Consider the following 25,882-nt stretch of genomic DNA (forward strand, 5'->3'; position numbering starts at 1 on the left):
TTTCCGTTCTCGGCACCGTTTCCGTTACCATTGCCGTTTCCGTTCTCGGCACCGTTTCCGTTACCATTGCCGTTTCCGTTCTCGGCACCGTTTCCATTGCCATTCCCGTTCCCTTTATCAGCGCCATTTCCATTCAGGCTGGCATTCCGAGCATTGGTTGCGGCGGCGAAGGCTGCGGCTGCCGCGTTGGCATTCGGTCCGCCAGCGTGCTCGTCTGAACTCCCCTCAGAAGCGGTGTTCGCCACAGAGTTTCCGAGCCCCTGATTGCCATTCGACCGGTCTTGCGCGGCTTCGACGCCAGCTTCGACAGGCTCAAGCAGGTTTTCCGAGGCTTCTGCGTAATCGATTGGAGGTACATTCAAGCCTTCGACACCGTTGGATGCGTCCTTCGGACCACGCACGGTGATTTCGTCAGGCGCACTGCGAACGATGGACGCCGTTTCGCCGGGGTGTACGTCTACAGAGTTACCTGCGCCTTGCGAGCGCACTTCTACCAAGCCATTTGACACGTGTACCCTACCGGCTTCCGGGCTGGCTGAGACCGTGAAGACCGTACCCTTCACCACAGCTGCGATGAGCGCAGTGTCAACGCGAAAGTGTTTCGACTTGCGGCGATCGACTTCATATGCAGCTGAACCAGCATCCTGACGGATACGGGTCATTGCGTCGGAGTTTTCCGACAGGACCAGCCGGCTCTCGGAGGCGATATTGATGCGCTGGTCATTTCGTACGAGTGTGGCCGTGCCTGTCTTGCCGGTCGTGACCAATGTTCCGGTGGGAAGCTCCATGCCCGACCGCGCCTTGGCGATAGCCGTTCCAGGCACCATGACGCGAACGACACCATGACTTTCCGCGAGTTGCCAGGAGTCTGAATCCGCACACGCGAACTGAAAACTTGCCGCTAGGCACGCGCTGAGAATACTGGCAACCAGAAATCGAAACATCTTATATAAACCCCATATATATCAGGGTATTATTAGACATCACGGCTCTAAATACCGAGTTAATATGAAACGCAGGTATTTAAGATGGCATTCACAAATTCCGAATAGGAACGAGTCTCATACTCTAATAAATGGAACACGGTCTTGCGAGCTGCGCGCACGAAAAATCTTCGCTTTCGCCTGCTCGCAGTTGCGTCGATGATAACGGTATCATCTGTAATGGCCAGTCCAGCACACGCGTTGTCGAGCTTGCTGCGGGGGCGTCTCGAAAGTCCGGAAAAAGTTGCGCCATCATGTCAGCTTGGCGACGAAGGATGCTTCACTCTTCTGGGTGTATCGGTCGTCGGTGCAGTAACGATTTCGCCTGAGCAACTGTCATTTTCTTACGACAAGCAGTTGGCCAAGCCGACTCAAATGTCAGATCTGGTGATCATCGCGGATCGTATTACCCAGGCCTACCGGGACGAAGGCTACTTCCTGTCGCAAGCGGTGGTTGACCGGCAGGCGCTCGAGGCGGGCATCGCCACGATCACGGTCATTGAAGGTCACATCTCACAGGTTGAGTTCGATGGCACACGTACTGACCTGGCGTCGCCCATCATGAAGGGCTTCACCGACGCACCGATTGCGCATCTCCCAGACCTTGACCGTCGACTGGCCCGGATCAAGGCGATCCGAGGCATGTCTGTCACCTCGCGTATCCGGCCCGACCCGGAGGATCCTTCCCGCCACGAATTGGTGCTGACGACAGATTTCGATCCGGTGGAAGGCTATGCAGGGCTGAGCAATCGGGGGTCTGAACGCGTTGGCCCATTGCAGGCATATGGAGGAGTGGCGTTCAACTCCGTCCTCGCAGATCGCGACCAATTCCGGCTGAACGTGTTCACAACGCCCGTTGACCCGGGCGAGTATGCCAGGGTGAGCGCCAATTATCGCTACTCGTTCCAGCCGGGCGACAGCCTGCTTTTTGGGGCCGCAACGGCTTTGTCGCAGGACGGGCACAATCCGAACAGTCCCGAAATTGGCGGAGAGTCCCTGTCACTCTGGATGAAGTATGAGCGTCCCCTCATTCAGCGGCGGACGCACCGTTTGTATGCGAGCGTGCAATTCGACGCGGCACATTTGGAGAATGACTGGACGTCAGGGGGCGGGTATCGAGACGAATTGCGAGTTGCACGTGTGGCGCTTCGCGGTCTCCAGACGGATGATGGATCAAAAACCTACTTTTTCGTCGAACTCTCATCCGGGTTGGACATTCTCGGCGCGTCTGGCGAGTCCGTTGAGTTCCGATCCCGCTACGATGCAGACGCGAGTTTTACCAAGCTCTACGCAAAGACATCCTACTATCACGACATTGGGAAGTATTTTGGCATCTACGCTTTGCTGTCGGGGCAGGTTTCCGATGGGCCATTGTTGTCCGCAGAGGAATTCTCTGTGGGCGGATCGGTAATGGGACGCGGGTACGGCTATGGTGAAATATCCGGTGATGAGGGCATCGCTGGCCTGTTGGAATTGCGCGCAGGCTTTTCGCCTGAGAGCGATCTGATCTCGTTTGCGCAAGGCTATGTTTCATACGACGCCGCGATGGTCTGGAATGACACGCCGACCGGGGTCCGACAGAAGGACATGGAGTCCGCTGCGCTGGGATTGCGGATCAACATTCTTGACCGACTATCGGCAGGAATCGAACTTGCCAAGCCTCTCACCCGTACGCCGTATGATGAAGACAACCGCGACTGGCAGCAGTTCTTCCAGATGTCGGTGACCTATTAGGCCAGCAGCCGGTCAACCCAGCACATAGTCGGCCTCAGCCACATAGCGGCTGGGTCCATCGCCCAAATGGCTCGAGTACAGATGGAAGCCCTCGGCCCAGAACACAGTGCTGCGATAGGCATGATGGCGTTCGACCCATGCCGCGGCTTCGTCGAGCAGAGTGCCGTGCAGGTAGGCGAGGGTAACGTGCGGCGTGAACGGGCGCCGGTCCGGCGCAAGGCCCAGGCGACGGGCGGCGCGTTCGCATTGCGCGGACAGCGCACGCAAGGCATCGCTCTCGCGCACTCGTGCCCAGACGGCGGAAGGTTCCCGCCGGCCGAACCATCCCATGCCTTCCAATGACACCTCGAACGGCGCACAGGATATCTCGACAAGCAATTCGTCGAGGTCGCGAGCGTCGGCGTGTGAGACGTCTCCAAAGAAACGTAATGTAATATGAAAATTCCGGGGCGGTCGCCAACGGGCACCGGACAGGCCGGTTTGCGTCTGGATCAGGCCCGGATGAATTTCTTCCGGAACAGGGAGGGCGGCAAACAAGCGATACATGGACCGGTTGAACAGGTTTCCGAAGCAAAAGAAAACCCGGTACAGCGACCGGGTTTTCAGAAACTTTTGCTTTTCGCCCAGTTCAGCTGGCGAGTGCGTCCAGCTTACCGAAGTGTTCTGCCAGCAAATAGTAGAACGTCACGCGTGACTTTGAGCCACCTTCGGCGCTCATCTGGTCGCAAACTGCCTTGATGGCTGCGTCCAGCTCGCCTTGAGTGTGCGGCAGACCCAGCTTGCCGCGGCACCACTTCTCGCGAATGCGATCAAGTTCAACAGAATCGCTGCAGGCGACAATGGAACTGTCCCGATTGCGCAAGGCAATCCCCAGTCGTCCCACGATCTTTTCTGCTGCGGCCTGATTGTAGCCTTTCGCATATTTCTTGATGTTTTCGGCATATTCAGATGCGTCTGCCATTTTTGTCCCCTTCATTCTTGGCGTCCCCACTGTTGGAATTACGCCAGAACACGAAAATTAACCTTGGGTAATTTCAAGTCAATCCATAAGACCTGTCTGATTGCAGCAGGAAAGGGCCTGATCCTTCTCCCAAATGAGTTTTCAGGACAACACATCGCGCCGGAGGTCAGGATTCATGGCAGGTTCTGCTAATTCGACATAGGCTCAGATGCCTGATCGCCTGCAGGCATTGCGAACGGAGGCGGTCGCATTTACCGCTGGTTTAACTTGCTAAACTTAACTGTCAGCACCATATTCGAAATCAGTTTGGCGGGTGATAAATCCCCGCCTTTCAACCAGAAAGGGTATTGCACCTATGAATGACTTCAATCGTGCCTATTCGCCGGGGCCATCGGGCCAGACGATGGACATGTCGGTCAATGAAGGTCTGCGCAGCTTCATGCTGGGCGTCTACAACAAGATGGCGCTTGGCCTGCTGCTGACCGCAGCATTGGCTTATGCCTTTGGCGCGCTGGTGCCGGAAAGCGTCACACTGACCCTCCTGACCCCACCAATCGGTCTTGTCATCATGTTTGCTCCATTGGCGATCCTGCTTCTGTCAGGCTTCGTCATGAAGAACCCGTCGCCCACAGCGGCGAACCTTGTTTATTGGTCGGTCGTCTCCCTGATCGGTGTCGGCATGGGCGCCATCGTGTATGTCTATGCCCGCCAGCCGGACGGCATGCTGATCGTGTCGAAGGCCTTCCTGACAACGGCCATCGCGTTCGGTGGCCTGTCGCTCTACGGGTATACCACAAAGCGCGACATGTCCGGTTGGGGCGTTTTCCTGATCATGGGCGTCGTTGGCATCATCGTCGCGTCAATCCTGAACATGCTGATCTTCCAGTCGAGCATGATGCACATGGTGATCTCGGTAGTCGGCCTTCTGGTGTTTGCTGGCCTGACCGCATATGACACCCAGCGCCTGAAGAACATGTATTTCCAGATTGCCGGCAATGCCCGGGCCATGGCGGTTGCCACAACCTTTGGTGCGCTCAGCCTTTACCTGGACTTTGTGAACATGTTCCAGTTCCTGCTGGCCATCATGTCGGGTCGCGACTAGCGTCGCTGGTTTGACAAGAGTAGACAAAGCCCCGCTCGCAAGGCGGGGCTTTCTTATGTGTGGTAGGCGGGGGGTGTCATCATGGCCATAGGTCCGACAATCGAGACCGAACGATTACTCCTGCGTCCGCCTCGCGCAGAAGACATCCCCGCGTGGAACGCCTTTCATGCCGATGAAGACGTGATGCGCCACCTCGGCGGCGTTCAGGGGCCGGAGCTGACTTGGCGATCAATATGCACAATGACCGGTGCGTGGACGATTGAGGGCTTCTCCATGTTTTCTGTGATCGAGAAATCTACTGGAGAATGGGTGGGCCGGCTCGGCCCTTGGAGACCAAACGGCTGGCCGGGTACGGAGATCGGCTGGGGACTCGTGCGGTCGTCCTGGGGCAGGGGATACGCGACCGAAGGCGCGACGGCGGCAATGGACTATGCGGTGGATATTCTGGGCTGGAGTGAGGTGATCCATACGATCCTGCCAGAGAACGCAGCTTCTGTTCGCGTAGCCGAGCGTCTGGGTAGCCGCTTCATGAGAAAACAGGAAACGCCGCCGCCGTTTGAGGGCATGATGTGGGATGTCTACGGCCAGACGGCCGATGAATGGCGGGCCCGCCGCAACTGATAACGACCGATCAAGCCTGTGTGAGGTGTGCCGTTTACGCCTCGCCACTGATCCTGCATGCGGGTAAGGCTGGTGCACAGACTTCAGAGGAGACGCCCCATGATCCGTACGCTTACTCTTGCCTCCGTGCTTGCCATGCTGCCAGCGGCGGCGAACGCCCAGGAGACGGCCGACACAATCACTGCCTCGCCGGATACGGCTGCCATGATGCAAGCACCTGAGATTGGTCTGGCGCTCGGTCAATCTGCGCCTTCGGTCAATCTGGTGAGACACACTGGAGAGGCTGCGAGCCTGTCTGAACTCATGGGAGAGAAGGGGATTGCGGTTGCCTTCGTGCGTTCTGCGGACTGGTGCCCTTACTGCCAAAAACAGCTGAAGCAGATTGATGATATCTCGGCCAACCTCAACGACCTGGGCTGGCCTCTTGTCGCAATTTCGTATGACGATCCCGAGATTCTGTCGAAGTTTGCCCGCAAGAACAGTCTTGGATTTGAACTCCTGTCCGATCCCGGTTCGGAAGCTATTTCGGCGTTTAATTTGCTGAATGAAGAGATGAAGCCTGGCTCGCGCTATTTCGGCATTCCCCACCCGGCGATCATGTTTATCGGCACAGATGAGACGGTCCGGGCAGTATTGCGCGAGGAAGGTTACAAGGACCGCCCATCGCTCGACCTTATCCTGCAGATTGCTGAACAACTTTAGGCAACGGGGCTATTCACTCTGCTCGAAGGACATGTAGTCTTGCGCTGCATAGATCATTGAGAGGCACAGCGGATGAGACAGATCAGGCATATTGCAGGATTATTGGCTGGCATGGCCATATTGGTCGGTGCGCCGTCCTTCGCGCAGGATGCCGATCTGTCGCCGGAAATCGCGGCAACGACGGATCAACTGATCGCGGATGCCCTGCTGGATGAGGTTGGCCTGCAATTTGTCGAAGACCTGACGACAGAAGTCGGGGCCCGCCTTGGCGGCTCGCCGGATGAGGCGCGGGCGCGTGTTTGGGCGATGAACGCGCTCAAGGAGCTGAATTTTGACCGCACGCGCGTTGAGGATTTCACGATCCCGTATTGGGCGCGGACCCGTGAATCGGCCCGCGTGATTGGCGCGAATGCGCAAGATCTCGTGATCACGGCGCTCGGCGGCAGTCGTGCGACGCCTGAAGGTGGACTGGAGGCTGATATCGTCCGGTTTGAAACCCTTTCCGATCTGAAGGCGGCTGATGCTGACAGCCTTGCGGGAAAAATCGCGTTTATTGATGAGCGCATGTACAAGACCCAAGATGGCTCGGGCTACGGGCTTGCCGTGCGCAAGCGGGGCGGGTGTGCCAATGCAGCCGCAGAGAAGGGGGCAGTTGCCTGCCTGATCCGTTCTGTCGGTACACAGCCACACCGCATGCCGCACACAGGTGGCATGTTCCGGGAAGGGGCGCTCGGCGCGCTCCCCGCAGCGGCCTTGTCTGGCCCTGACGCTGATCAGCTGACACGATTGTTGGACAGGGGCCCGGTCCGCGTGAATCTCGATATTGGCGTTGAGTATGCCGATGCTGCGCCGTCCGGAAATGTGATCGCTGAAGTCGAAGGATCTGATCTGGAAGACGAAATCATCCTGATCGGATGCCATCTCGACAGTTGGGATCTTGGTACCGGCGCACTGGATGATGGCGCGGGCTGCGGAATCGTCGTCGGGGCCGCCAAGCTGATTGCGGACTTGCCGGGAAAACCTCGCAGAACGATCCGTGTCGTTCTCTACGGCTCTGAGGAAGTCGGCCTGTTTGGAGCGAATGCTTACGCTCGGCAACATGGGGATGATCTCGACAAGCATATGCTTGCGGCTGAGAGCGATTTTGGCGCCGGCCGCATCTGGCGTTTCCAGACCAATTTTGGTGAGGCTGCAATATCCTATGCGGATGTCATGAAGCAGGTATTGACCCCACTGGGTGTGTCAGAAGGCGACAATGCAGCCGGCGGTGGGCCTGATATCGGCGTCCTCCGCAGGGCAGGGGTGCCTGTCGTAACGCCCGCGCAGGATGGCCGGGACTATTTTGACTACCATCACACCCCAGACGATACATTCGACAAGATTGATCCGGAGGCATTCCGTCAGAATGTTGCGGTGTACGCGGCGTTCACATACATTGCGGCCCAGACAGGATGGGATTTCCGGAAGTCGGAGCCGACATCGATGGGTTCGGACTGACGTCCTCGTATGTCGGCGTCTGAAAAAGTGGGGCCAGCCCTCGCGGCCGCGCTCGAGGGGCTGAAACTGGCCCACCGGGAACTGGATCATGTGGATCAGGATCCCGAACGTTGGCGCTGGGTTGCAGTTGGTCTCGTCACGGCGATTAATTGCGCGATCATTGCTGCCCTCTCCGGATATGAGACCGCTTTGGAGGAAGATACAGCTGATCTGAAAATGCCTGGAAGAGTTGCACCTCTGAAATTGTTGCTGCGACGCGCGCGATCAGATCGATATCTCCTGCCTCCGGAGCAGCTTCCCGCAACGTCGGGGCAGTCCGACGCCGTCCTTCGGCTCGCTGGATACCGGAACGAGGTCGTGCACGGCGTTCTTGCCGGACGGCCGAGCACAATTATTCGAGACGGGCAGATCGTCGTGGAGATGGTCACGCATCTGGTTTGCCTTGCTCCGGCCTTCGATAGGTCAAATCATGCTGTCTATTGCGCACTGATTTCTGATCAGGTTTCTGCGATCAGCGAGCGACTTGCCTTGATTGGTTAATATTGAAGTCATGACCGACTGCAATAAGGGAGAGATGAGCGCATTCTGGCGACCCCTGACGGTATCGATTGCGGCGTTTGTCTTGACGGCGGCAGCGCCGGATACGTTTTCGCGGGAAGAGTTGCAGGCACTCGAAGCTGAGCGGCAGGCCGCCGAGCAAAAGCTTGAAGCGCTGCAGGCCGCCGGTGAAAATACGCTGAGCGACATAAAGAATATCGACAGCCAGTTGATTTCGGCGGCTATGGAGTCCCAGCGCCGTGAAGAACAGGCTTCGAACGCCGAGAAATCCCTGATCGATCTTGGTGCGCGTCGAGTATCGGCGCAGATGAGCCTGCTCGAGAACCGCCAGGCTCTGGAAGACCTGCTTGCAGCGCTTGCCGCATCCAATCGCCGGAAGCCGCCTGCCTTGATCGTGTCCCCGAGCAAAGCGAACACGGCTGTGCGCCGGGCCATCCTGATGAGCGAGACAACTCCGCGCCTTGCGATGGAATCGGAAGAATTGTCGCGGGAAATCGATACGCTGAACGAGCTTGAGCGCCGTATCCGCGGCGAAAAAGCCAAACTCGACGCTGCCGAAGCGACACTAGCTTTGAAACAGGTCGAGATTGAGCGGCTCGCCGCTGCCAAGCGTGGGAATTTCGAGGATTTGTCCGGCGATATCGCGTTGTTGAAGGCACACGCGGCAGAGATTGGTGCCAGGGAAGAAGATTTGAGATCATTGCTGGCATCGCTCGAGGCTCAGGCGCCGTCTGCGCCCGGCGCCAAACCGGACCTCAGACCGCGCCTTGTGTCCAATTCGCCTTCGTCGAAACCGTCAGCCACGTCCGCTGTTGCGCGTACACCAGCTTCGCGACCACTGGGGCGTGCTGTCATCGGGGCGCTGAAGCCCCCCGTTGCAGGTTCGCTTGCGCGGGCCTTTGGCGAAAAGTTGCCCACTGGTGGCAAGTCGGAATGGGTCGCCTTTGCCACGCGGGCAAATGCCCAAGTGGTCGCACCGGTTGGCGGTACGGTTGAGTATGCGCGGCCATTTCGAACGTATGGATCAATGTTAATTTTGCGGACGAGTGACGGTTACCATGTTATTCTTACAGGCATGAGCCGGATCTATGTCACTGAAGGCCAAGGCGTTTCTGTGGGCGAGCCTGTTGGACGCATGCCTGATCGAGCCGAGCCGGTTCCCGAGCTGAATATGGAATTAAGGCTTGGCGACAAGGTTATGAATCCGGCAGACTGGCTGCCAGGCCGGAGCTAAGGTCAAAAGGATTATGGAGGACTGGAATATGCGTTCACTACTGACAGGGGCTGCCCTTGGTGTCGTTCTGGGTGGCGCGGCTGTCGGATTTTCCGCCTTCGCCTCTCCTGAGGACCGGGCTGAAGATCCGCGCATGGTCACCTACCAGCAGTTGGACCTGTTCGCAGAAATCCTCGCCCGCGCCCGCCAGGATTATGTAACGGAAGTCGACGAAAAGGCCGCCATGAAAGCCGCCATCAACGGCATGCTTACCTCACTCGACCCGCATTCGAGCTATCTCGATCCGGATGATTTTCGTTCGATGCAGGTTCAGACCAGCGGAGAATATGGTGGTCTCGGGATTGAAGTCACAATGGAAGATGGTTTCGTCAAAGTCATCTCTCCGATGGATGATACACCTGCGAGCCGTGCAGGTATCCAGCCGGGTGACCTGATCACATCCATCAATGGGAAGCCGATCATCGGCCAGACACTGAACGAAGCCGTCAAGGAAATGCGCGGCGAAAAGGGCACCGATATCGATGTCACGATCCTGCGCGAAGGCGAGGATCCCTTTGACGTCACTTTGACCCGGGAAGTAATTCAGCAGAAATCCGTTACCTGGAAAATGCAGGAAAGCGATATTGGATATATCCGTATTTCAACCTTCAACGAGCGCACGACTCTGCTGCTTGAAGAGGCAGTCGAAGGCATCGCCAAAGAAACCGGCTCGCGTCCACGCGGCTTGATTGTGGACTTGCGCAACAATGGCGGCGGTCTGCTGGATCAGGCTGTTTCGGTCTCCGACATGTTTCTCTCTGGCGGTGAGGTTGTGTCGACGCAGGGCCGACGCATTTCCGACATGGAGCGCTATAACGCCCGTTCCGGGGAAGTCTTTAAGGGCGTCCCGATGATCGTGCTGATCAATGGCGGCTCAGCCTCGGCTTCCGAGATTGTCGCTGGCGCTTTGCAGGATCGGCATCGGGCCACCGTTTTGGGTACGACCAGCTTTGGCAAGGGGTCGGTGCAAACCGTCATTCCACTTGGCGCAGATCGCGGCGCAGTCCGCCTGACGACGGCGCGCTATTACACGCCAGCGGGTCGCTCCATTCAGGCGCTCGGCATCGACCCGGACATCGAGATCACCCAGGCACGCCTGTCTGAAGAAGAGCTTGCCCAGATCAATCGCTGGTCCGAGGCCGACCTGCCGCACGCATTGGCCAATGAAGACGGTGAAGCGCGCAAAGATGTTTCCTTGCCTGATGAGCAGCCGCCTGAAGATTGGGATGGTGAGGATTTTCAGCTCAAGAGAGCGATTGAAATGCTCAAGGAAGGCACTGTCACGGCCAGTGCAATGAGGCGCGCAGGTTAACCGGATGTTTGCAACCTGTTAACCAGTTGGATGCAATTCTGATTGTTCAGAATTCTTTTAAACTGGTTTGACGAGGTCCATCGATGGCTAGCCGCAGGGATGCCGACCCATCTCCTTTGCGCACGGGTCTGACCCATGCTGCTATGAGCCTGCTTGTATTTGGTGGAGTGGGTGCCAGTCTTGGCGCCGCGATCCATTATTCCGGCAATCCCGCAGATTCCGGACCGAGCGAAGTGCTGGCCTTGTTTGAGACCAGCCAAGGGTCTACCGCCGCACTCAAATCCCGGCTGAAGGCGGAGACGCCCCAGGATCTGGGCGCGCGTGTTGTTTTGGCAGAAGATGATGCGGTTTCTGATCAGCCAAGCTTGGGCGTGGAATATGCTGAGGCTTCATCCCCCCGTCCGTCGGAAGTCCCGACCGGGCAGGGGGATGAAGAGTCCTCAGGTGAGGGCATTCGGATCAATGGAAAGCTGGTGCGTCCCGGCGAGTCCTATGGCGAGGTCACGCGTGTAGCGTCGCTCGATACAGCGCCTGTTCCGGGCCTGACGGAGCGGATCAACGGACTGTCCCTGCCGCGCATTTCTGCTGACGGCCAGGCACCGTCCGATGTGTATGCTCGCCCCTTTGCCAATCCCGGCAACCAGCCGATCGTGGCGGTCGTCATTGGCGGACTTGGCATCAATGCGACCCATACCAAGGCAGCAATCGAAGAGTTGCCGCCTGAAGTGACCCTGTCCTTCGCGCCAGACGCGGGCAATCTACAGTACTGGGTCAACAAGGCGCGCGAAAAAGGACACGAAGTCCTGATCGAAGTGCCAATGGAATCCTTCGAGTATGGTCGCATGAAGATGCATCCGCAAACCCTGTTGGCCGGCGACACCGGTGAACGCAATTTGCCGCGTCTCGAAAAGCTGCTCAGCCGGGCAAGCGGATATTTTGGGATCATCAATTATCAGGGTGCCAAATTCGCCGAAGATCCCGGCGCTGTCGGCCCCGTCCTTCAAGCCCTGCATGATCGCGGCATCGCCCTCGTCGAGGATGGCAGCTTCCAGACCGGGGCCTTCGACCGCGCCGCCGGACGCACACAAATGAAATTTGCACGCGCCGCAGCCACAATTGACGCAAAGCTGACCGCAGATGACATCCGGACCGAGTTGCTGGGCCTCGAAACGCTCGCGAAGGAAAACGGCGCGTCCATGGGAACTGGGTATGCCTTCCCGCTGACAATCGAGATCGCCAAGGACTGGACGAAGGACATGCAGAAACGTGGGGTCGTTCTGGCACCGGCGTCTGCCCTGATTTCGGTGTCTGCAAAAACTTCCCAACCGAAGCGCGTCCAGACTGGAAGCTTGTCTCAGGCTCCGGTAAACCCGGAAGGGTGACGATACACGCGCCCGATCCCGACCTCTACAGACCCAATGTCGGTCTCGCCCTGTTTTCAAAAGCAGGCTATGTTTTTATTGGGCGGCGCATCAATGGCCGGGGAGCGTTCCAATGGCAGATGCCGCAGGGTGGCATCGACAAGGGCGAGACGCCCTTGGTCGGCGCACTCCGCGAACTCGAAGAAGAAGTCGGCGTACCGGAAAAACTGGTGGATGTTCTCGAGGAGACGTCGGACTGGTTGTTCTACGATTTCCCACCTGATTTGAAGAAGCGTTTGCCCGGGCCTTATATTGGTCAGCGGCAGAAATGGTTCGCTTTCCGGTTCAAGGGGGCCGATAGCGATGTTCGCCTCGACCGGCATACGCCGGAATTCGATGCTTGGCGTTGGGCGCGGCTCGAGGAAGTTCCTTCGCTGGTCGTGCCGTTCAAGCGCATGGTGTATTCTGAAGTTTCCCAGCGGTTCACCAGTTGGGCCGAACCGGTCCCCGGCCACAAGGAAGTTCAGGGTTGAAACCCTCCAAGCAATAGAGGCGTAAACCGATGACAAAATCCTTGCTGATGATCCATGGGATCGGGTGTGGCGGTGAGGTCTGGGATCGGATGCGCGTGGGGTTCGAGGCGGCAGGCTGGAACTGCGACGCTCCAACACTGTTTCCGGACCAGCGGGTGCCTGACTCTCCTCCAGCTTCGCTGTCTGATCTCGGCCTGGATGACTATGTGAAATCCATGGCGGATACGGTTCGCCGGATTGAGAGTGAAACTGGCAGCCCGCCTGCCGTGATTGGCCATTCGATGGGGGGCTTGATTGCCCAATGCCTGGTCGAGCAGGGGCTCGTGAGTCAGGCGGTCTTCCTGACGCCGGCTCAGCCCAAGGATTGCAGCGCGGTGACCCTGTCGGTCGCCTATACATTTCTTAACATCCTTATCAGCCGGAATCGTTCGAAAGCTTACAAAGTTTGGGAGTCAGGATTTCGTTATGGCGTGCTCAACAAGGTGCCGTCGCGTCGTCATGCTGAGATCTACGCTGATGCGCTGTACGACTCCGGGAAGGTTTACGGCGACATCGCAGATGGAATCGAGATCGACGAGACCTTGTTTACAATTCCAACACTGACGATCGCTGCTGGTGCAGACCGTGCGACGCCTGCCAAGGCCGTCCGCAAGGTGGGGCAAAAATACGCAAAAAGCCCAGTAGCGGGTGACTTTCTGGAATATCCGAACAATGCCCATTGGATCGTGGATGAGCCGGGTACTGACAAGGTGGTTTCGGACATTGTTACCTGGCTTGCAAAGACGAGACCTGCTGCTTGAGGCGGTCATGAAAAGAGGCACCCGCCGATTGGCGAATGCCTCTAAACCCGTTTAGTCCTTCCAGCCGATCAGTCGGCGGCTGTGATTGTTGCCGTGCCGGATTGGCCCGCAGTGTTTGTAAAGCCAGTCGAGAAGCCGACATCTTCGCCCAGTTCGTCGAAGGTTGCACAAATATCACCTTCGGGTGTCTGGCCACAGATTGTCTTGGATTCTTCATCCATCGTGTACGGAATGGGATCGCCTCCATCCATGGAGGCCGTGCCGTTTTCGTAGAATACAACAAGGGCGGTCGTACCATCGCTGCTTGCGAATTCGACCGTGGTGGATTGTGCCATTGCAGGCAGAGCGAACAGCGTAATTGCCGCACTCGCCGCTAAAAAGAGTTTCATGGAAGTCTCCTCCGTCTTTCAGGTTTGTTCTTTTGCACTCTACCTCGGTTTCGAGGCTATCAATGCTGGGGACGGAGTCCATAAAAAACCCCGGCATTGAGGGCCGGGGTTGATCAATTCTGAGAGAAAGTCGGCTCAGCCCTTGCCGGCCATGCGCAGGAAGCGGTTGCGCAAATCGGCGTCCGATTTGAACACGCCTGTGAACTGCGTCGTGATCGTGCTGACATCCTTGTGGTGGACGCCCCGTGTCGACATGCATTCATGTACGGCGTCGATCAGGACCGCCGTGCCCATCGGGGCAAGGCTGTCGGTAATCGCATCACAGATTTGCGCGGTCATGGTTTCCTGCGTTTGCAGGCGCTTCGAGAAGATCTCTACGACGCGTGCCAGCTTGGAAATACCAACAACGGCTGCCGACGGCATGTAGGCGACATAGGCCTTGCCAAGGAAGGGCGCCATGTGGTGCTCGCAATGGCTCTCCACGTCGATGTTGCGCAGCATGACGATGTCATCATAGCCCTGCACGTCCTCAAAGGTACGCGACAGGTATTTGACGGGATCTTCCTCATAGCCGGAAAACCATTCCTTGTAGGCGTTGACAACGCGCTTTGGCGTGTCGAGCAGGCCTTCGCGACGCGGATCGTCGCCAGCCCACGCGATGAGCGTGCGCACGGCTTCTTCGGCCTCTTGAACGGTAGGGCGCTTGATGGGCTCTGCGCGTGCCTTGTCTTTATTGGGAGTGATGGCATCCATGGCCATGATTGAAGTTTCCTTCGACTGAGGGACGAGGGTCGAGCCGAGGCTTGGTCTGGGAAAGCGTAAAAATGCTCCCCTGCCCGGACTTAACGCCCGCCCGGAGTTGATACCCTCAGGGCGATATGAGGAACATAAGGGTGCGATGGCCTTGTTTCCAGCCCTTTCTACGCTGACGTCGCGCGACTGGATGACTCCATTCTTGGCTTTTCTGCGCGCCGATGATATCGCCGTCTACATGGAACGTGTTCGATTTTGTTGTCGTCCTGCCTGCCGGTGTTGCTGTTAACGCATCAACACGCCATTAGGGCTGGCCAGCTACCCGTAGCGCCAGCGACACGTCCAGACTTCCGAAATCGAGCCCAAAAACCATGACAATCCGCATCTACGACACCGCCGCGCGCAAGAGGCGCGTTTTCCAGCCGCAGGATCCGGCGCGCGTGACGATGTATGTCTGCGGCCCGACTGTCTACAATTACGCCCATATCGGCAATGCGCGTCCGCCCATTGCATTCGATGTGCTGCGGCGCCTGCTGATGAGGGTGTATGGTGAGGATGCGGTGATCTACGCGCGCAACATCACCGATATTGAAGACAAGATCATCAAGGCCAGCGTCAAGACCGGCGAACCGATTGAGATGATTACGAAGAAATTCGCCCAAATCTACAATGCCGACACGGCCGCACTGAACGTGCTCGCGCCCAGCATTGAGCCTTGGGCGACCGATCATGTCGGCGAAATGATCGAGATGATTGAGAAGCTCGTCCGCAAACGCTATGCCTATGTCGGCAAGGAAGGCGTCTGGTTCTCGGTCAATTCCATGCCGGATTATGGAAAGCTGTCTGGTCGCAAGCTCGAAGACAATGAAGCCGGCGCACGCGTTGCTGTCGACGAAGACAAACGCGACCCAGCCGACTTCGCGCTCTGGAAATTCGCCAAGGAAGGCGAACCAGAAGATGCGATCTGGGACAGCCCGTGGGGCAGGGGACGTCCCGGCTGGCATATCGAATGCTCGGCCATGGCCGCAAAGCATCTCGGCAAGACAATCGACATTCATGGTGGCGGGATTGATCTTCAGTTTCCGCATCATGAAAACGAAATTGCCCAGTCCGAATGCGCGCATGGCGAGATCATGGCGAACTATTGGATGCACAATGGCTTCCTGGATATGGGCGGCGAGAAGATGTCGAAATCGCTCGGCAATGTCGTTCTGGTGCACGAGCTATTGAAGCAATGGCATGGTGAGGTGCTGCGCTTTGCCATGCTGAGCGGGCATTACCGTGCGCCGCTCGACTGGACGGAAGACTTGCTGAAACAGGCCAAGACAACGCTCGACCGGATTTATGGCGCGTTGCGCCGTGTGTGGGACGCTGAAGGCGGTGAAGTCGATGACCGGGGCGTCTTCGACGCCCTTTGTGATGATCTGAATACACCCGAAGCGCTCGCTTCGCTCTCGCGTATTGCCGGCGAAGCGAACATGGCGGCGGACAAGGGAGATACGGATGCTATGGCGACGGCCCGCGCAAATTTGCTCGATGCCGGCGAAATGCTTGGGCTTCTGACCCTGACTCCCAAAGCCTGGGAACAGGGCGGGGATGATGATGGCAATGACCGCATAAATGGGCTTGTTCAGGCGCGTATCGATGCGCGTGCAGCCAAGGACTGGGCTGAGGCTGACCGCATTCGTGATCAACTTGCTGCCGAAGGTATTGAGATCATGGATGGGGCCGGTGGCTCGACTTGGCGACGTATCTGATTTTTCAGGCCGACTGCAATTGCCCCGATGACGGAAGCTTTAATTGACCTTAACAGGCCGCTCCTGTGTGTTCGGGCCACGGCCTGAGCGCCCCGTTTTCAATGCACGACACGCCTTTGCCGCCTGCCTCGCGTTCGCGCCTGAGTCAGGCGGCATTTTTTTGTCACCGTGCCTCAGCCTTGCGCCGTGCGCCAGCGAAGGCCATGTTTCAGGCGATGAGCGAACTGTACCATAATCGTGTTCTCGAACTCGCAGCGGACATCCAGCATGTGGGTGATCTGACAGATCCTGACGGGTCTGTCCTGAAGGTATCGCGTGTGTGCGGTTCGACCGTGAAGGTTGATCTGAAATTGGACGAAGCGGGCGCGCGCATCACGGCCATCGCAGTGGATCCAAAGGCTTGCGCTCTCGGCCAGGCGGCTACCTCGATCCTTACAGAACACGCCATTGGTGCAACGATCGAAGAGGTGATCACGGCACGGGACGCTTTGAAAGACATGCTGAAAGGCAATGGACCTCCGCCGGAAGGCCGCTTCTGGGAGCTGCGCCATCTGGAACCCGTGGCCGATTATCCCCCTCGCCATACGTCCACGCTGCTAGCTTTTGAAGCGGCGGTTGCTGCCATCGAGGAGGCATTGGCAAGCCGCGGTCTCGCGCGCGAGACGGCAGGCTGAGATGGCCGGTTTGCGGCGCCGGTCAGCGAATGGTCTGCTTTGGGTCTACAAGCATGGCCCAAGCCAGGTGTTCTACGCGTTCGGCGCGCGCTGCCAGCACACGCCCACCTGCAGTGAATATGGCGCCGAATGTGTTGCGCGGTTTGGATGGTGGCCGGGCATCTGGATGGCGCTGGCGCGTTTCATCCGGTGTCGACCGGGCGGCAGTCTCGGCAAGGACCCGGTGCCGGAAACCCTGCCAGATGTGCCGGTCTGGCAGCCTTGGCGGTATGGCGCATGGTCGGCGCGCAAGGCCATGGAACGAATTGAAAACCGCCCGTCGTCATGCCATATGAAACCCGATGAGTGATATTCGTTGCTTTCTCGGCCCCGTTGGCCTGACCACACGAACTCGCCGGGGTGCCTGACGCGCCCCTTGGCTGCGCCTTTGTGCGCGCCCGCTTCATGTACCCATAAACAGCCCAAAAGAAGCCCGGATAGGGTCCGAAAACCCCGCCACTGCGCGAGAAATGCGTATGGGGTGGGAAATCTGGTGAAGTCGCGTTAAGCAGACGCCGGATAAAGGGCCTGACCGGAACCGAATTTGCCGCGCTGTACAGAGCGCAAGAATGCACGAAAAGATTAGACCATGATCAAAGTATCCCTGCCAGACGGCTCCGTCCGCGAATATGAAGAGGGCGCTTCGTCCTTTGACGTCGCCAAATCGATTTCCAATTCCCTCGCCAAGAAGGCGCTCGCCGCCCGGGTGGACGGCGAGCTGAGAGATTTGATGCGCCCGCTCGACGGCGACGCAAAGGTCGAACTCGTTACGGCGAATGATGCCGAAGGCCTCGAACTGATACGCCACGACGCTGCCCACGTGCTGGCGCAGGCAGTGCAGGAACTCTATCCCGACGCGCAGGTCACGATTGGCCCAGTCATCGATGATGGCTTCTATTACGACTTTGCTCGCGAAGAGCCGTTCTCGACGGAAGATTTCGAGAAGATCGAAAAGAAAATGCGCGAGATTGTCGATGCGGACTATCCGATTGTCCGCGAGGTCTGGGACAAGGACCAGGCCATCGAGACGTTCAAGAAGATCGGCGAGGACTACAAGGCGCAGATCATCGACGACATCATCCCTCCGGGCGAAGCGATCACCGTCTACAAGCAAGGCGACTGGTTCGACCTTTGCCGCGGCCCGCACCTGCCCAGCACGGGCAAGTTGCCGAAGGCCTTCAAGCTGATGAAGCTGGCGGGCGCCTATTGGCGTGGCGACTCCAAGAACGAAATGCTTCAGCGCATGTACGGCACGGCTTGGGCCAATGAGAAAGACCTCAAGGCGCATCTGCTACGCCTCGAAGAGGCCGAAAAGCGTGACCATCGCAAACTCGCGACGCAGCTCGACCTGTTCCATCTCGACGGCCTGGCGGCGGCCGGGTCCATCTTCTGGCACCCGAAAGGCTACCAGATCTGGTTGCAGATCGAATCCTATATGCGCCGGCGTCTCGATGCGGCCGGCTATGAAGAGATCAAGACGCCGCAATTGATGGATTCGGTTCAGTGGGAGAAATCCGGTCACTGGGGCAAGTATCGCGAGAACATGTTCATCGTGCCGGACTTCATTCCTGAAGGTGATGAAGGCGTGGACATTTCGGTGCCTGACGATGCCAAACTGATGGCGTTGAAACCCATGAACTGTCCGGCGCATGTCGAAGTCTTCAAACAGGGCCAGAAATCCTATCGCGACCTGCCGCTGCGCTTGGCGGAATTCGGGTGTTGCCACCGCAACGAGCCGCATGGCGCGCTGCATGGCATCATGCGGGTCCGTCAATTCACGCAGGACGATGCGCACATCTTCTGCCGTGAAGACCAGATCGTCGAAGAGTCTATCCGCTTCTGTCGCCTGCTCGAAAACGTGTACCGGGATTTCGGCTTTGAGAATATCGCCGTGAAACTCTCCACACGTCCGGATGTCCGGGCCGGGGATGACGCAACCTGGGACCGGGCCGAGAAAGGCCTGCAGGACGCCGTTGATGCAGCGGGCCTGCCATGTGAGATCATGCCCGGGGAAGGGGCCTTCTACGGACCCAAGCTTGAATTCCAACTCACGGACGCGATCGGCCGGGTTTGGCAATGTGGTACGTTGCAGCTGGACTATGTTCTGCCAGAGCGTCTCGGCGCTGAATATACGGCGTCGGACGGTTCAAAGCAGCGCCCGGTCATGTTGCACCGCGCCATCCTTGGCTCGATGGAGCGCTATATCGGTATCTTGATCGAGGAGTTTTCCGGCGCTTTCCCTATGTGGCTGTCACCGGTGCAAGTTGTCGTTGCGGCGATCACAGACGCAGCGAACGAGTACGCTGAGGAAGCAGCGGCTGCTCTGCGCAAGGCCGGACTGCGCGTCGAGACCGATCTTCGCAATGAGAAGATTAACTACAAGGTTCGCGAGCATTCGGTTCAGAAAGTGCCAATCATTGCGGTGGTTGGTGGTCGTGAGGCTGAGGACCGTACACTGGCGTTGCGTCGGCTTGGCAGCAATGGTCAGCAAATGATCTCGCTGGAGGATGCCTGCCGCGATCTCGCCCAAGAAGCCCTCGCACCAGACCTGAAGTCCGACTAGTCCGGATCAACAGGTGACAGGTACTGCGGAACACGAAAAGATGCGCAGCATGAGCTACGCACCTTTTCTCGCCGCGGCCTTCCTGTTGTGGCCTTTGACCTCCATCGCAGGGACGCAAGGTAACGTCCTGCTGCTCGCGCTGGCTGCGATTCCTGCATTACTTGTTGCACGGCCCGGTATCCGTCCCGCCCACTACCTGCTGGCGGGCATGGCCTTTCTGGTCTGGGCCGTTGCGAGTGAGTCCTGGTCTCCGGTCTCGCGGGGAATCATCAGTGGGACATTGATGGGCGGCGACTTTGCCATTCGGTCCGCCGGGCTGCGCATCATATTGACGCTTTTCTTCACCACGCTCTTGATAGCCGGTGCATTGCGAACTGCGCCCGGGCGCGCACAGATCTCGTCCCGCCTGATATTGGGAAGCCTCTCCATACATGGTCTGCTGATCCTGCTCAGCCCGGTCTTCGCGACTTCAGTGATGCCCGTCTTCTACGGGGATGATCCGCTCAATCATTCCTCAGGCTTTCAGAACCTTGATCGGGGTGCGAACGCTTTTGCGCTCGTACTGCCTATACTTGTAGCATATGTTGGGGCCCGGCCAGGCTTGGCATGGAAGGGGCTCGCACTGATGATTGCGCTGGCCAGCCTTGTCAGCTTCGGCGTTCTCGGATCGTCAGCCGCCATGTTTGGCGCGGCTTTGACGCTCGTCGCTTTCGTTATTGTTCGGGTCTTCCCAAAGTATGGCCTGCGCGGCCTGTTCACGGCTGTCGCTGCCTATATTGCGCTAGCGCCGATCTTGATGAGTGGGCTGCTCTACATGCTGGAGCGAAGTGGTGTGAACTTGCCGGGGTCTTTCCAGTCTCGCGCCTGGTCGTGGGAAGTCGTGATCGGGAAGATTCAGGAGGCACCGCTGATGGGGCATGGTATCGAAGCATCAAAATCCTGGCAGGACACGTATGCAGCCTATCCGGAATGGATGGCGCAGTTGCCGGATTTCTGGGCGCGGTATCCGGTCGTTCCGGGACATCCGCACAATATGGCCTTGCAGATATGGGCCGAGACGGGCGCAGTTGGTGCATTTGTTGCGGCACTTGCCGTTCTGCTGATCGGATGGCGACTGCCAATTGGGCACAATTTACGCGCGGATATTCACTACGCGATTGGCGGCATGCTGGCGGCGGCGTTCTGCCTGTTCAGTTTTTCCTATAGTGTCTGGAATGAAGCTTTCTGGTCTACCTTGGCGCTCGCTGTCGTTGCGCTGATTGTTCTGTCTCGCCGTGTGAGAGGATCGCTTGGATGACTCTCCCGACAATTACGGCGATCGTTGTGACCTATCATACCGGCCCTCGCTTGCATGAATGTCTCTATGCCCTGAAGTCCGATCCGGACATTTCTGAAATTATCATTGTCGACAACGGAAATCGGCCAGAGGAACAGTCCTGGATCGATGAGTTCGAGGCAAATTCAGATAAAGTCCACATCGTCCGTGATGGCACGAATCCCGGTTTTGGGGCCGGGGTGAACAAGGGTGCGGCGGGGGCGCTCGGCAATCTGCTTCTCGTCATCAATCCGGATGCGGTTCTGCGCCGCGGTTCGCTTGCAAGACTTGTGGCGGCAATGGAGAAGCGTGCTGAACCCGTCCTGGTCGGCGGCAAGATTTTTGATATCCACGGTCGTGAGGAGCGAGGCGCACGACGCAACACGCTGACGCTCTTGCGTGCGATGGGGTTTGGGAAGTGGACGTTGGAAAATGACCCGCCGCCCCGAAACTCCATCGAAGTTGGTGCAGTGTCAGGTGCCTTTTTCATGATGGATCGTCAGGCCTTTCGCAAGATGGGAGGGTTCGACGAGGGCTATTTTCTGCACGTCGAAGATGTCGACCTTTGTCGCCGGGTCCTGAAGTCTGGCGGTAGCGTAGTCTATCAACCTCATGCGGGCGCGTTGCATTATGGGTCGACGTCGGACGTTCCCTCTGAGGCTGTGGTCGAGCACAAGGCGCGCAGCCTTGTGAAGTATTTCAGGAAATTTGCGAACGGCCCGTTGGAGCGTCTGATGGTGACGCTGATTTCACCAGTCATGGTGCGCGCCCTCAAGGCTCGTCGCTAGACGGTTGGACGCCAATCATGGGGGGCCATTTCAAACCCGCTAAATTCGAAGCCCGGGGCAACAATACAACTGACCAGTGTCCATGCGCCCAGCGTTTCCGCTGTCTGCCAGTGTTGCGAAGGGACGACAAGTTGCGGGCGATGCCCAGCCCGCAGGTCAGGACCGAGCGTCACCGCACTTGCCCCTTGGCCGTCGGGTGGCGATAGCGTGAGGGAAAGAGGGCCGCCCGCATGCCATAGCCAGAATTCGTCAGCATCTACCCTATGCCATGCCGAGACTTCGTCAGCTTGCAGCAGATAGTAGATCATCGTGGAACTGGCGCGGCTGCCGTCCGATGTCGGCGCGCGATACGTTTCCCGGAAGTGTCCTCCCTCTGGGTGAGGGGTCAGATCCAGCATGCGGATGATCTCTCGGGCGCCGAGATCTCCGGAAATACCCCGCATCAGAAGCGGTCCTTGCGTCCACGTATTTCGGCGAAGGTTTCGACGGTGTTGCCGGGATGACCCATCGCCGCCTGGAGTACAGGATCGTCGGCACGCAAGAATGGGTTCGTGGCAAGTTCTTTGTCCAACCTCGTTGGAACAGTTGGAAGGCCCTCTGCACGACGCTCGTCAATCCAGAGCGCGTAATCCGTCAGTGCTTTATTCTGCGGGTCGACCGTGACGGCAAACCTTGCATTGGCCTGTGTATATTCATGCGCGCAGTAGAGCTGGGTTTCTGGCGGCAGAGCTTTCAGCTTGGTCAGGCTGTTCCACATCATCTCCATCGTGCCTTCAAAAACACGGCCGCAACCTAGTGCAAAGACAGCGTCTCCGACAAATGCGACGTCTTGATCTGAGAAATGATAGGCGATGTGGCCTAGCGTATGCCCGGGCACATCCATCACGCGCGCGTTCGTACGCCCAAATTCGACGATATCGCCTTCGGATAGTTTCACATCAATGCCGGGAATTTTTTCCGCTTCACCGGCTGGTCCGTAAATGGTGCATCCCGTGACTTCCTTGATCCGCAAGTTCCCGCCCGCATGGTCGGGGTGCCAGTGCGTGTTCAGGATGTGCGTAACCGTCCAGCCTCTACGATCGGCCTCGGCAAGGTACTTTTCGGCATCCGGCGTATCGATTGCCGCAGTCTTTCCTGAGACAGGTTCATGAACCAGATAGCCGTAATTATCGTTCAGGCAGGGAAATTTGTGTATGTCGAGGGTGATTTTCGTCATTAGCGTCTCCTGCAGACCAGACTAGCACAGGCCACTTCATGCGTCAGGATGCCGTCACCTTGCAACGTTTCTATGCCTCGCCTTTGGGGCAGGCAGCGACGCGCATCCTGTCCGGCAAGCTGACGGATCTCTGGGGAGATGCGCGCGGCCTCTCTCTGCTGGGGCTGGGATACGCCATTCCGGTGCTCGAGGCCTTTGGTGCTGCGCCGGGGCGCAGCGTGGCAGGTATCCCGCTCGATCATGGACCCGTCTCATGGGACCCGTTCGGTCGCGGCAATGCGGCGGTCGCCATAGGCGATGTTCGGCTACCCTTTCCGGACGGCATGTTTGATCGTGTGATCGTGCTGCATGGGCTCGAGGAATCGGGCAATCCGCGCGCCTACTTGCGGGAAATCTGGCGGATAACGGCTCCGGAGGGGCGTATTGTATTGGCGGCGTCCAACCGGTCCGGCTTGTGGTCGCGCGCGACCAAGACGCCGTTTGGTCAGGGCCGCCCCTGGACACGCGCCCAGCTCATGAATCTGCTCTCGATCGGGCTGTTTCAGGTTACAGCGTCCAGTAGTGCGCTTTACATGCCGCCAATGGCGACACCTTTGGTGAGTTCGGCTGCCGAAGGCTGGGAAGTGATGGGCCGAATGCTTGCGCCGGGGCTTGGTGGTGTGGTGTTGGTGGAGGCAGTGAAACGCCTTTATGCCTCTCCTGGAGGCGGCGCTACAGCACCAGTGACCGAAAAAGTGCGTCTGGCGCGGCCTGCGACAAGCAATGGTCGCGAAAGCCATTGACGCCGCTACGCGCGCCTCGGTAGTTTAGAAACTCCTAATTCGCATTACAGATCAAAGGATTGCGTGCCATGAAACTCGTAACAGCCATCTTCAAGCCGAGCCGATTGGATGCGGTGATTGACGCGCTGTCCGAAGCTGGCGCGACAGGACTGACCGTATCGGAAGTGCGCGGCTATGGTCGCCAGCTTGGCAAAACCGAAGTTTATCGCGGCGCGGAATACGAAGTGCGCCTCCTGCCCAAGGTCAAAGTGGAAGTCGCCTGCCCTGACGCCTCGGCCGAGCGCTACGCCGAAGCGATAACGCAGGCTGCCAATACGGGCACAATCGGTGACGGCAAGATCTTCATCTATGATCTCGACAGCATTATCCGGATTCGCACCGGTGAGCGCGACGAACAGGCTGTGTCCGGCTAGTTCTGGTCTTCGGACTTGAAGCTTGCCTGTTCGGCGCCATGGTGGAGCTGAAGGTTCAGCAGCACGCCTTTTGCAACCGGTAACAACCACAAGCACAGTCCAATCACGGCCGCACATAGCGCGATGAAGGCAATGACCATCGGCACCAGGGGCAGCGGACTCATCGGCAACAGGAACAGAAACGGCGCCAGCAATAGCAGCACACCGAAACCTACGAAAAAGGCCGGGCCGTCTGCTGTATCGGCCGCCGTCATGTCCCGCCCGCAAACGGGGCAGGATTCGTTGAGCTTCAGGTAGGAGCTATACAATTTGCCTTCGCCGCACTGGCCGCATCGCTGACGGATACCGGAAATGATGGGGGAGGGGTTGCTCATGATTCTGGACCTCTTTGAGCCGGATGCGTGGTCAGACCTTTACCGGCACTTTCCATACCCATGTAAGGACCGCTTGGCTGGTGTCATCTGCGGTAGATGGTTGCAGGGGCATGAAGGCCTTGACGTTGGTCGCCGTATTCCGCACCAGAACGGGCGAAATCTGACTGCAGGAACACCATGACCGAACCCGTCTTCAACAAGATCGCCATTATTGGCGCCGGCCTCATCGGCGCGTCCATTGCGAGGGCGGCTGTGGAGTACGGCGCGGCTGGGACTGTGAGCCTTTATGATTCCAGCGAAGATGTGCGCCAGCGCGCCGCTGGAATTGCGTTGGGGGATGTCGCGGACAATCTTGCCACTGCCGTGGCAGAGGCAGATTGCGTGTTCCTTTGTGTCCCCGTCGGCGCCTTGCAGGCCGTTGCTGCAGACGCTGTGCCGCTGATGATGGCAGGAGCCGTCCTGACCGATGTGGGCTCAGTGAAAGGCCAAGCCACCGAAGCGCTTGCGGCCGCCGCCGATGGCCGCGTGCACATTATCCCGGGCCACCCCATTGCCGGTACGGAGCAATCCGGTCCGGAGGCGGGCTTTCCGACCCTGTTCCGGAATGCCTGGCACATTCTGACACCCCTGGCAGACGGGGACGACAATTACGGCGCTGCTGTATCGATGCTGGAGGCGTTCTGGACGCAACTTGGTGCAACGGTTGAAACGATGGACGCAGCGCGACACGACCGGGTCCTCGCGATCACTTCGCACCTGCCACACCTGATTGCGTTCAATATCGTTGCAACCGCGTTCGATATGGAGACCGTCGAGCAGGGTGAGGTCGTGAAGTATTCTGCTGGTGGTTTCAGGGATTTCACCCGTATCGCCGCCTCCGACCCTGTCATGTGGCGCGATGTTTTCCTGAACAACAAGGACGCCGTACTTGAGTGCCTTGGCCGGTTTTCCGAGGATCTTGCCGCGCTGCAACGCGCGATCCGTTGGGGCGACGGAGAAACGCTTTTCAACGAGTTCAATCGCGCCCGTTCAATCCGCAAGGCCATCATTGATGCGGGCCAGGATTCTGGGGCAGTTAACTTCGGGCGGAACCTGCCCAAGGGAGATGAGGATGAAGGCGCTTGAACTGACCGAGGAGCGTCGCGCGACGTTGCGTGGCCATTTGCAAACTCTGTTTGCAACCGAATTTGACGAGCGCCTCAGCGATTTTCGGGCAGATGACATCGTCGACCTGATGCTGACGACGCTCGGTCCGGCCGTCTACAATCAGGCTGTCGCAGATGTCCGCGCTCACCTGCAGGGCAAGCTGGAGGACCTCGACGGTGAAGTCTGGGTCGAGGAAGCTGGCTGACATGATGCTCACGCGCTTGTGTGTCGTGCGG

The 25,882-nt window shown here is 58.2% G+C and carries 29 protein-coding genes; 21 read left to right on the forward strand and 8 right to left on the reverse strand.

The features are described from left to right. On the reverse strand, nucleotides 1-827 hold an 827-nt coding region (locus B2344_RS05030; RefSeq protein ID WP_290484784.1), incomplete at its 3' end, for a FecR family protein. A gap of 336 nt (nucleotides 828-1,163) precedes the next feature. On the opposite strand from B2344_RS05030, the gene B2344_RS05035 reads away from it, so the two are divergent. Next, nucleotides 1,164-2,717, forward strand: coding sequence for a ShlB/FhaC/HecB family hemolysin secretion/activation protein (locus B2344_RS05035; protein ID WP_290484785.1), 1,554 nt, complete (start codon nucleotides 1,164-1,166; stop codon nucleotides 2,715-2,717). A gap of 12 nt (nucleotides 2,718-2,729) precedes the next feature. Here B2344_RS05035 and thpR read toward each other — a convergent pair whose 3' ends face one another. Further along, entirely contained in the window at nucleotides 2,730-3,263 is a 534-nt protein-coding gene (thpR, locus tag B2344_RS05040) for an RNA 2',3'-cyclic phosphodiesterase (protein WP_290482957.1), read from the reverse strand. Between the two features lie 82 nt (nucleotides 3,264-3,345). Next, nucleotides 3,346-3,678, reverse strand: a complete 333-nt coding sequence (locus B2344_RS05045) for a DUF2853 family protein (RefSeq protein ID WP_206991514.1) — start codon at nucleotides 3,676-3,678, stop codon at nucleotides 3,346-3,348. Nucleotides 3,679-4,033: 355 nt separating this feature from the next. On the opposite strand from B2344_RS05045, the gene B2344_RS05050 reads away from it, so the two are divergent. From B2344_RS05050 to B2344_RS05095, 10 genes are all read left to right on the forward strand, one after another. Beyond that, nucleotides 4,034-4,780, forward strand: a complete 747-nt coding sequence (locus tag B2344_RS05050) for a Bax inhibitor-1/YccA family protein (RefSeq protein WP_290482958.1) — start codon at nucleotides 4,034-4,036, stop codon at nucleotides 4,778-4,780. An 81-nt stretch (nucleotides 4,781-4,861) separates the two neighbouring features. Further along, nucleotides 4,862-5,401, forward strand: coding sequence for a GNAT family N-acetyltransferase (locus B2344_RS05055; RefSeq protein WP_206991512.1), 540 nt, complete (start codon nucleotides 4,862-4,864; stop codon nucleotides 5,399-5,401). A 99-nt stretch (nucleotides 5,402-5,500) separates the two neighbouring features. Continuing rightward, complete coding sequence (locus B2344_RS05060; protein WP_290484786.1) at nucleotides 5,501-6,103, forward strand: peroxiredoxin family protein; 603 nt, start codon at nucleotides 5,501-5,503, stop codon at nucleotides 6,101-6,103. 111 nt (nucleotides 6,104-6,214) lie between these two features. Further along, nucleotides 6,215-7,600, forward strand: coding sequence for a M28 family peptidase (locus B2344_RS05065; protein ID WP_290482051.1), 1,386 nt, complete (start codon nucleotides 6,215-6,217; stop codon nucleotides 7,598-7,600). A 9-nt stretch (nucleotides 7,601-7,609) separates the two neighbouring features. After that, nucleotides 7,610-8,140: a hypothetical protein gene (locus tag B2344_RS05070; RefSeq protein ID WP_290484787.1), complete on the forward strand. Its 531-nt coding sequence runs from the start codon at nucleotides 7,610-7,612 to the stop codon at nucleotides 8,138-8,140. Nucleotides 8,141-8,150: 10 nt separating this feature from the next. Further along, nucleotides 8,151-9,392 carry a murein hydrolase activator EnvC family protein gene (locus B2344_RS05075; protein ID WP_290484788.1) on the forward strand — a complete coding sequence of 414 codons (1,242 nt, stop codon included), beginning with the start codon at nucleotides 8,151-8,153 and terminating at the stop codon, nucleotides 9,390-9,392. Nucleotides 9,393-9,420: 28 nt separating this feature from the next. Next, nucleotides 9,421-10,743 carry a S41 family peptidase gene (locus B2344_RS05080; RefSeq protein ID WP_290482962.1) on the forward strand — a complete coding sequence of 441 codons (1,323 nt, stop codon included), beginning with the start codon at nucleotides 9,421-9,423 and terminating at the stop codon, nucleotides 10,741-10,743. An 83-nt stretch (nucleotides 10,744-10,826) separates the two neighbouring features. Next, entirely contained in the window at nucleotides 10,827-12,125 is a 1,299-nt protein-coding gene (locus B2344_RS05085; RefSeq protein WP_290484789.1) for a divergent polysaccharide deacetylase family protein, read from the forward strand. Nucleotides 12,126-12,127: 2 nt separating this feature from the next. Beyond that, nucleotides 12,128-12,637: an RNA pyrophosphohydrolase gene (locus tag B2344_RS05090; RefSeq protein ID WP_206993284.1), complete on the forward strand. Its 510-nt coding sequence runs from the start codon at nucleotides 12,128-12,130 to the stop codon at nucleotides 12,635-12,637. A gap of 29 nt (nucleotides 12,638-12,666) precedes the next feature. Next, the gene (locus tag B2344_RS05095) at nucleotides 12,667-13,437 is read left to right on the forward strand and encodes an alpha/beta hydrolase (protein WP_290482964.1); all 771 of its coding nucleotides are present in this window, start codon (nucleotides 12,667-12,669) and stop codon (nucleotides 13,435-13,437) included. 68 nt (nucleotides 13,438-13,505) lie between these two features. On the opposite strand, the gene B2344_RS05100 is transcribed toward B2344_RS05095, so the two are convergent. Further along, the gene (locus B2344_RS05100; RefSeq protein ID WP_206991504.1) at nucleotides 13,506-13,826 is read right to left on the reverse strand and encodes a hypothetical protein; all 321 of its coding nucleotides are present in this window, start codon (nucleotides 13,824-13,826) and stop codon (nucleotides 13,506-13,508) included. 135 nt (nucleotides 13,827-13,961) lie between these two features. Continuing rightward, on the reverse strand, nucleotides 13,962-14,579 hold the full coding sequence (gene folE, locus B2344_RS05105) for a GTP cyclohydrolase I FolE (RefSeq protein WP_034815219.1): 618 nt from the start codon (nucleotides 14,577-14,579) through the stop codon (nucleotides 13,962-13,964). Between the two features lie 371 nt (nucleotides 14,580-14,950). Between folE and cysS the strand changes: the two genes are divergently transcribed. From cysS to B2344_RS05135, 6 genes are all read left to right on the forward strand, one after another. Next, nucleotides 14,951-16,336, forward strand: coding sequence for a cysteine--tRNA ligase (cysS, locus tag B2344_RS05110; RefSeq protein ID WP_290482232.1), 1,386 nt, complete (start codon nucleotides 14,951-14,953; stop codon nucleotides 16,334-16,336). Nucleotides 16,337-16,551: 215 nt separating this feature from the next. Next, a complete protein-coding gene (locus B2344_RS05115; protein ID WP_290482231.1) occupies nucleotides 16,552-17,010 on the forward strand; it encodes an iron-sulfur cluster assembly scaffold protein in 459 nt (152 codons plus the stop codon). A 1-nt stretch (nucleotide 17,011) separates the two neighbouring features. Further along, a complete protein-coding gene (gene yidD, locus B2344_RS05120) occupies nucleotides 17,012-17,359 on the forward strand; it encodes a membrane protein insertion efficiency factor YidD (RefSeq protein WP_290482230.1) in 348 nt (115 codons plus the stop codon). 279 nt (nucleotides 17,360-17,638) lie between these two features. Continuing rightward, nucleotides 17,639-19,612: a threonine--tRNA ligase gene (gene thrS, locus B2344_RS05125; protein WP_290484790.1), complete on the forward strand. Its 1,974-nt coding sequence runs from the start codon at nucleotides 17,639-17,641 to the stop codon at nucleotides 19,610-19,612. Nucleotides 19,613-19,661: 49 nt separating this feature from the next. Next, nucleotides 19,662-20,909, forward strand: a complete 1,248-nt coding sequence (locus tag B2344_RS05130) for an O-antigen ligase family protein (protein ID WP_290484791.1) — start codon at nucleotides 19,662-19,664, stop codon at nucleotides 20,907-20,909. Next, nucleotides 20,906-21,715, forward strand: coding sequence for a glycosyltransferase family 2 protein (locus B2344_RS05135; protein ID WP_206991498.1), 810 nt, complete (start codon nucleotides 20,906-20,908; stop codon nucleotides 21,713-21,715). The genes B2344_RS05130 and B2344_RS05135 overlap by 4 nt, the downstream gene beginning before the upstream one ends. Here B2344_RS05135 and B2344_RS05140 read toward each other — a convergent pair. Beyond that, complete coding sequence (locus B2344_RS05140) at nucleotides 21,712-22,158, reverse strand: cupin domain-containing protein (protein WP_290480078.1); 447 nt, start codon at nucleotides 22,156-22,158, stop codon at nucleotides 21,712-21,714. The two genes, B2344_RS05135 and B2344_RS05140, sit on opposite strands and share 4 nt — an antisense overlap. Continuing rightward, the gene (gene gloB, locus B2344_RS05145; protein ID WP_290482905.1) at nucleotides 22,158-22,931 is read right to left on the reverse strand and encodes a hydroxyacylglutathione hydrolase; all 774 of its coding nucleotides are present in this window, start codon (nucleotides 22,929-22,931) and stop codon (nucleotides 22,158-22,160) included. The genes B2344_RS05140 and gloB overlap by 1 nt, the downstream gene beginning before the upstream one ends. A 38-nt stretch (nucleotides 22,932-22,969) precedes the next feature. Here gloB and B2344_RS05150 point away from each other — a divergent pair, with 38 nt between their 5' ends. Further along, nucleotides 22,970-23,713: a class I SAM-dependent methyltransferase gene (locus tag B2344_RS05150; RefSeq protein ID WP_290482904.1), complete on the forward strand. Its 744-nt coding sequence runs from the start codon at nucleotides 22,970-22,972 to the stop codon at nucleotides 23,711-23,713. A gap of 68 nt (nucleotides 23,714-23,781) precedes the next feature. Continuing rightward, complete coding sequence (locus B2344_RS05155) at nucleotides 23,782-24,126, forward strand: P-II family nitrogen regulator (protein WP_034814880.1); 345 nt, start codon at nucleotides 23,782-23,784, stop codon at nucleotides 24,124-24,126. On the opposite strand, the gene B2344_RS05160 is transcribed toward B2344_RS05155, so the two are convergent. Further along, nucleotides 24,123-24,500: a DUF983 domain-containing protein gene (locus B2344_RS05160; protein WP_290482902.1), complete on the reverse strand. Its 378-nt coding sequence runs from the start codon at nucleotides 24,498-24,500 to the stop codon at nucleotides 24,123-24,125. The two genes, B2344_RS05155 and B2344_RS05160, sit on opposite strands and share 4 nt — an antisense overlap. A gap of 177 nt (nucleotides 24,501-24,677) precedes the next feature. On the opposite strand from B2344_RS05160, the gene B2344_RS05165 reads away from it, so the two are divergent. Both B2344_RS05165 and B2344_RS05170 read left to right on the forward strand, forming a co-directional pair. Continuing rightward, nucleotides 24,678-25,625, forward strand: a complete 948-nt coding sequence (locus B2344_RS05165) for a prephenate/arogenate dehydrogenase family protein (protein WP_290484792.1) — start codon at nucleotides 24,678-24,680, stop codon at nucleotides 25,623-25,625. Further along, complete coding sequence (locus tag B2344_RS05170) at nucleotides 25,612-25,851, forward strand: DUF2164 domain-containing protein (protein WP_206991492.1); 240 nt, start codon at nucleotides 25,612-25,614, stop codon at nucleotides 25,849-25,851. The genes B2344_RS05165 and B2344_RS05170 overlap by 14 nt, the downstream gene beginning before the upstream one ends. The last annotated feature ends 31 nt before the right edge of the window (nucleotides 25,852-25,882 follow it).

Source organism: Hyphomonas sp. UBA3195, assembly GCF_002366485.1.
GTDB lineage: Bacteria > Pseudomonadota > Alphaproteobacteria > Caulobacterales > Hyphomonadaceae > Hyphomonas.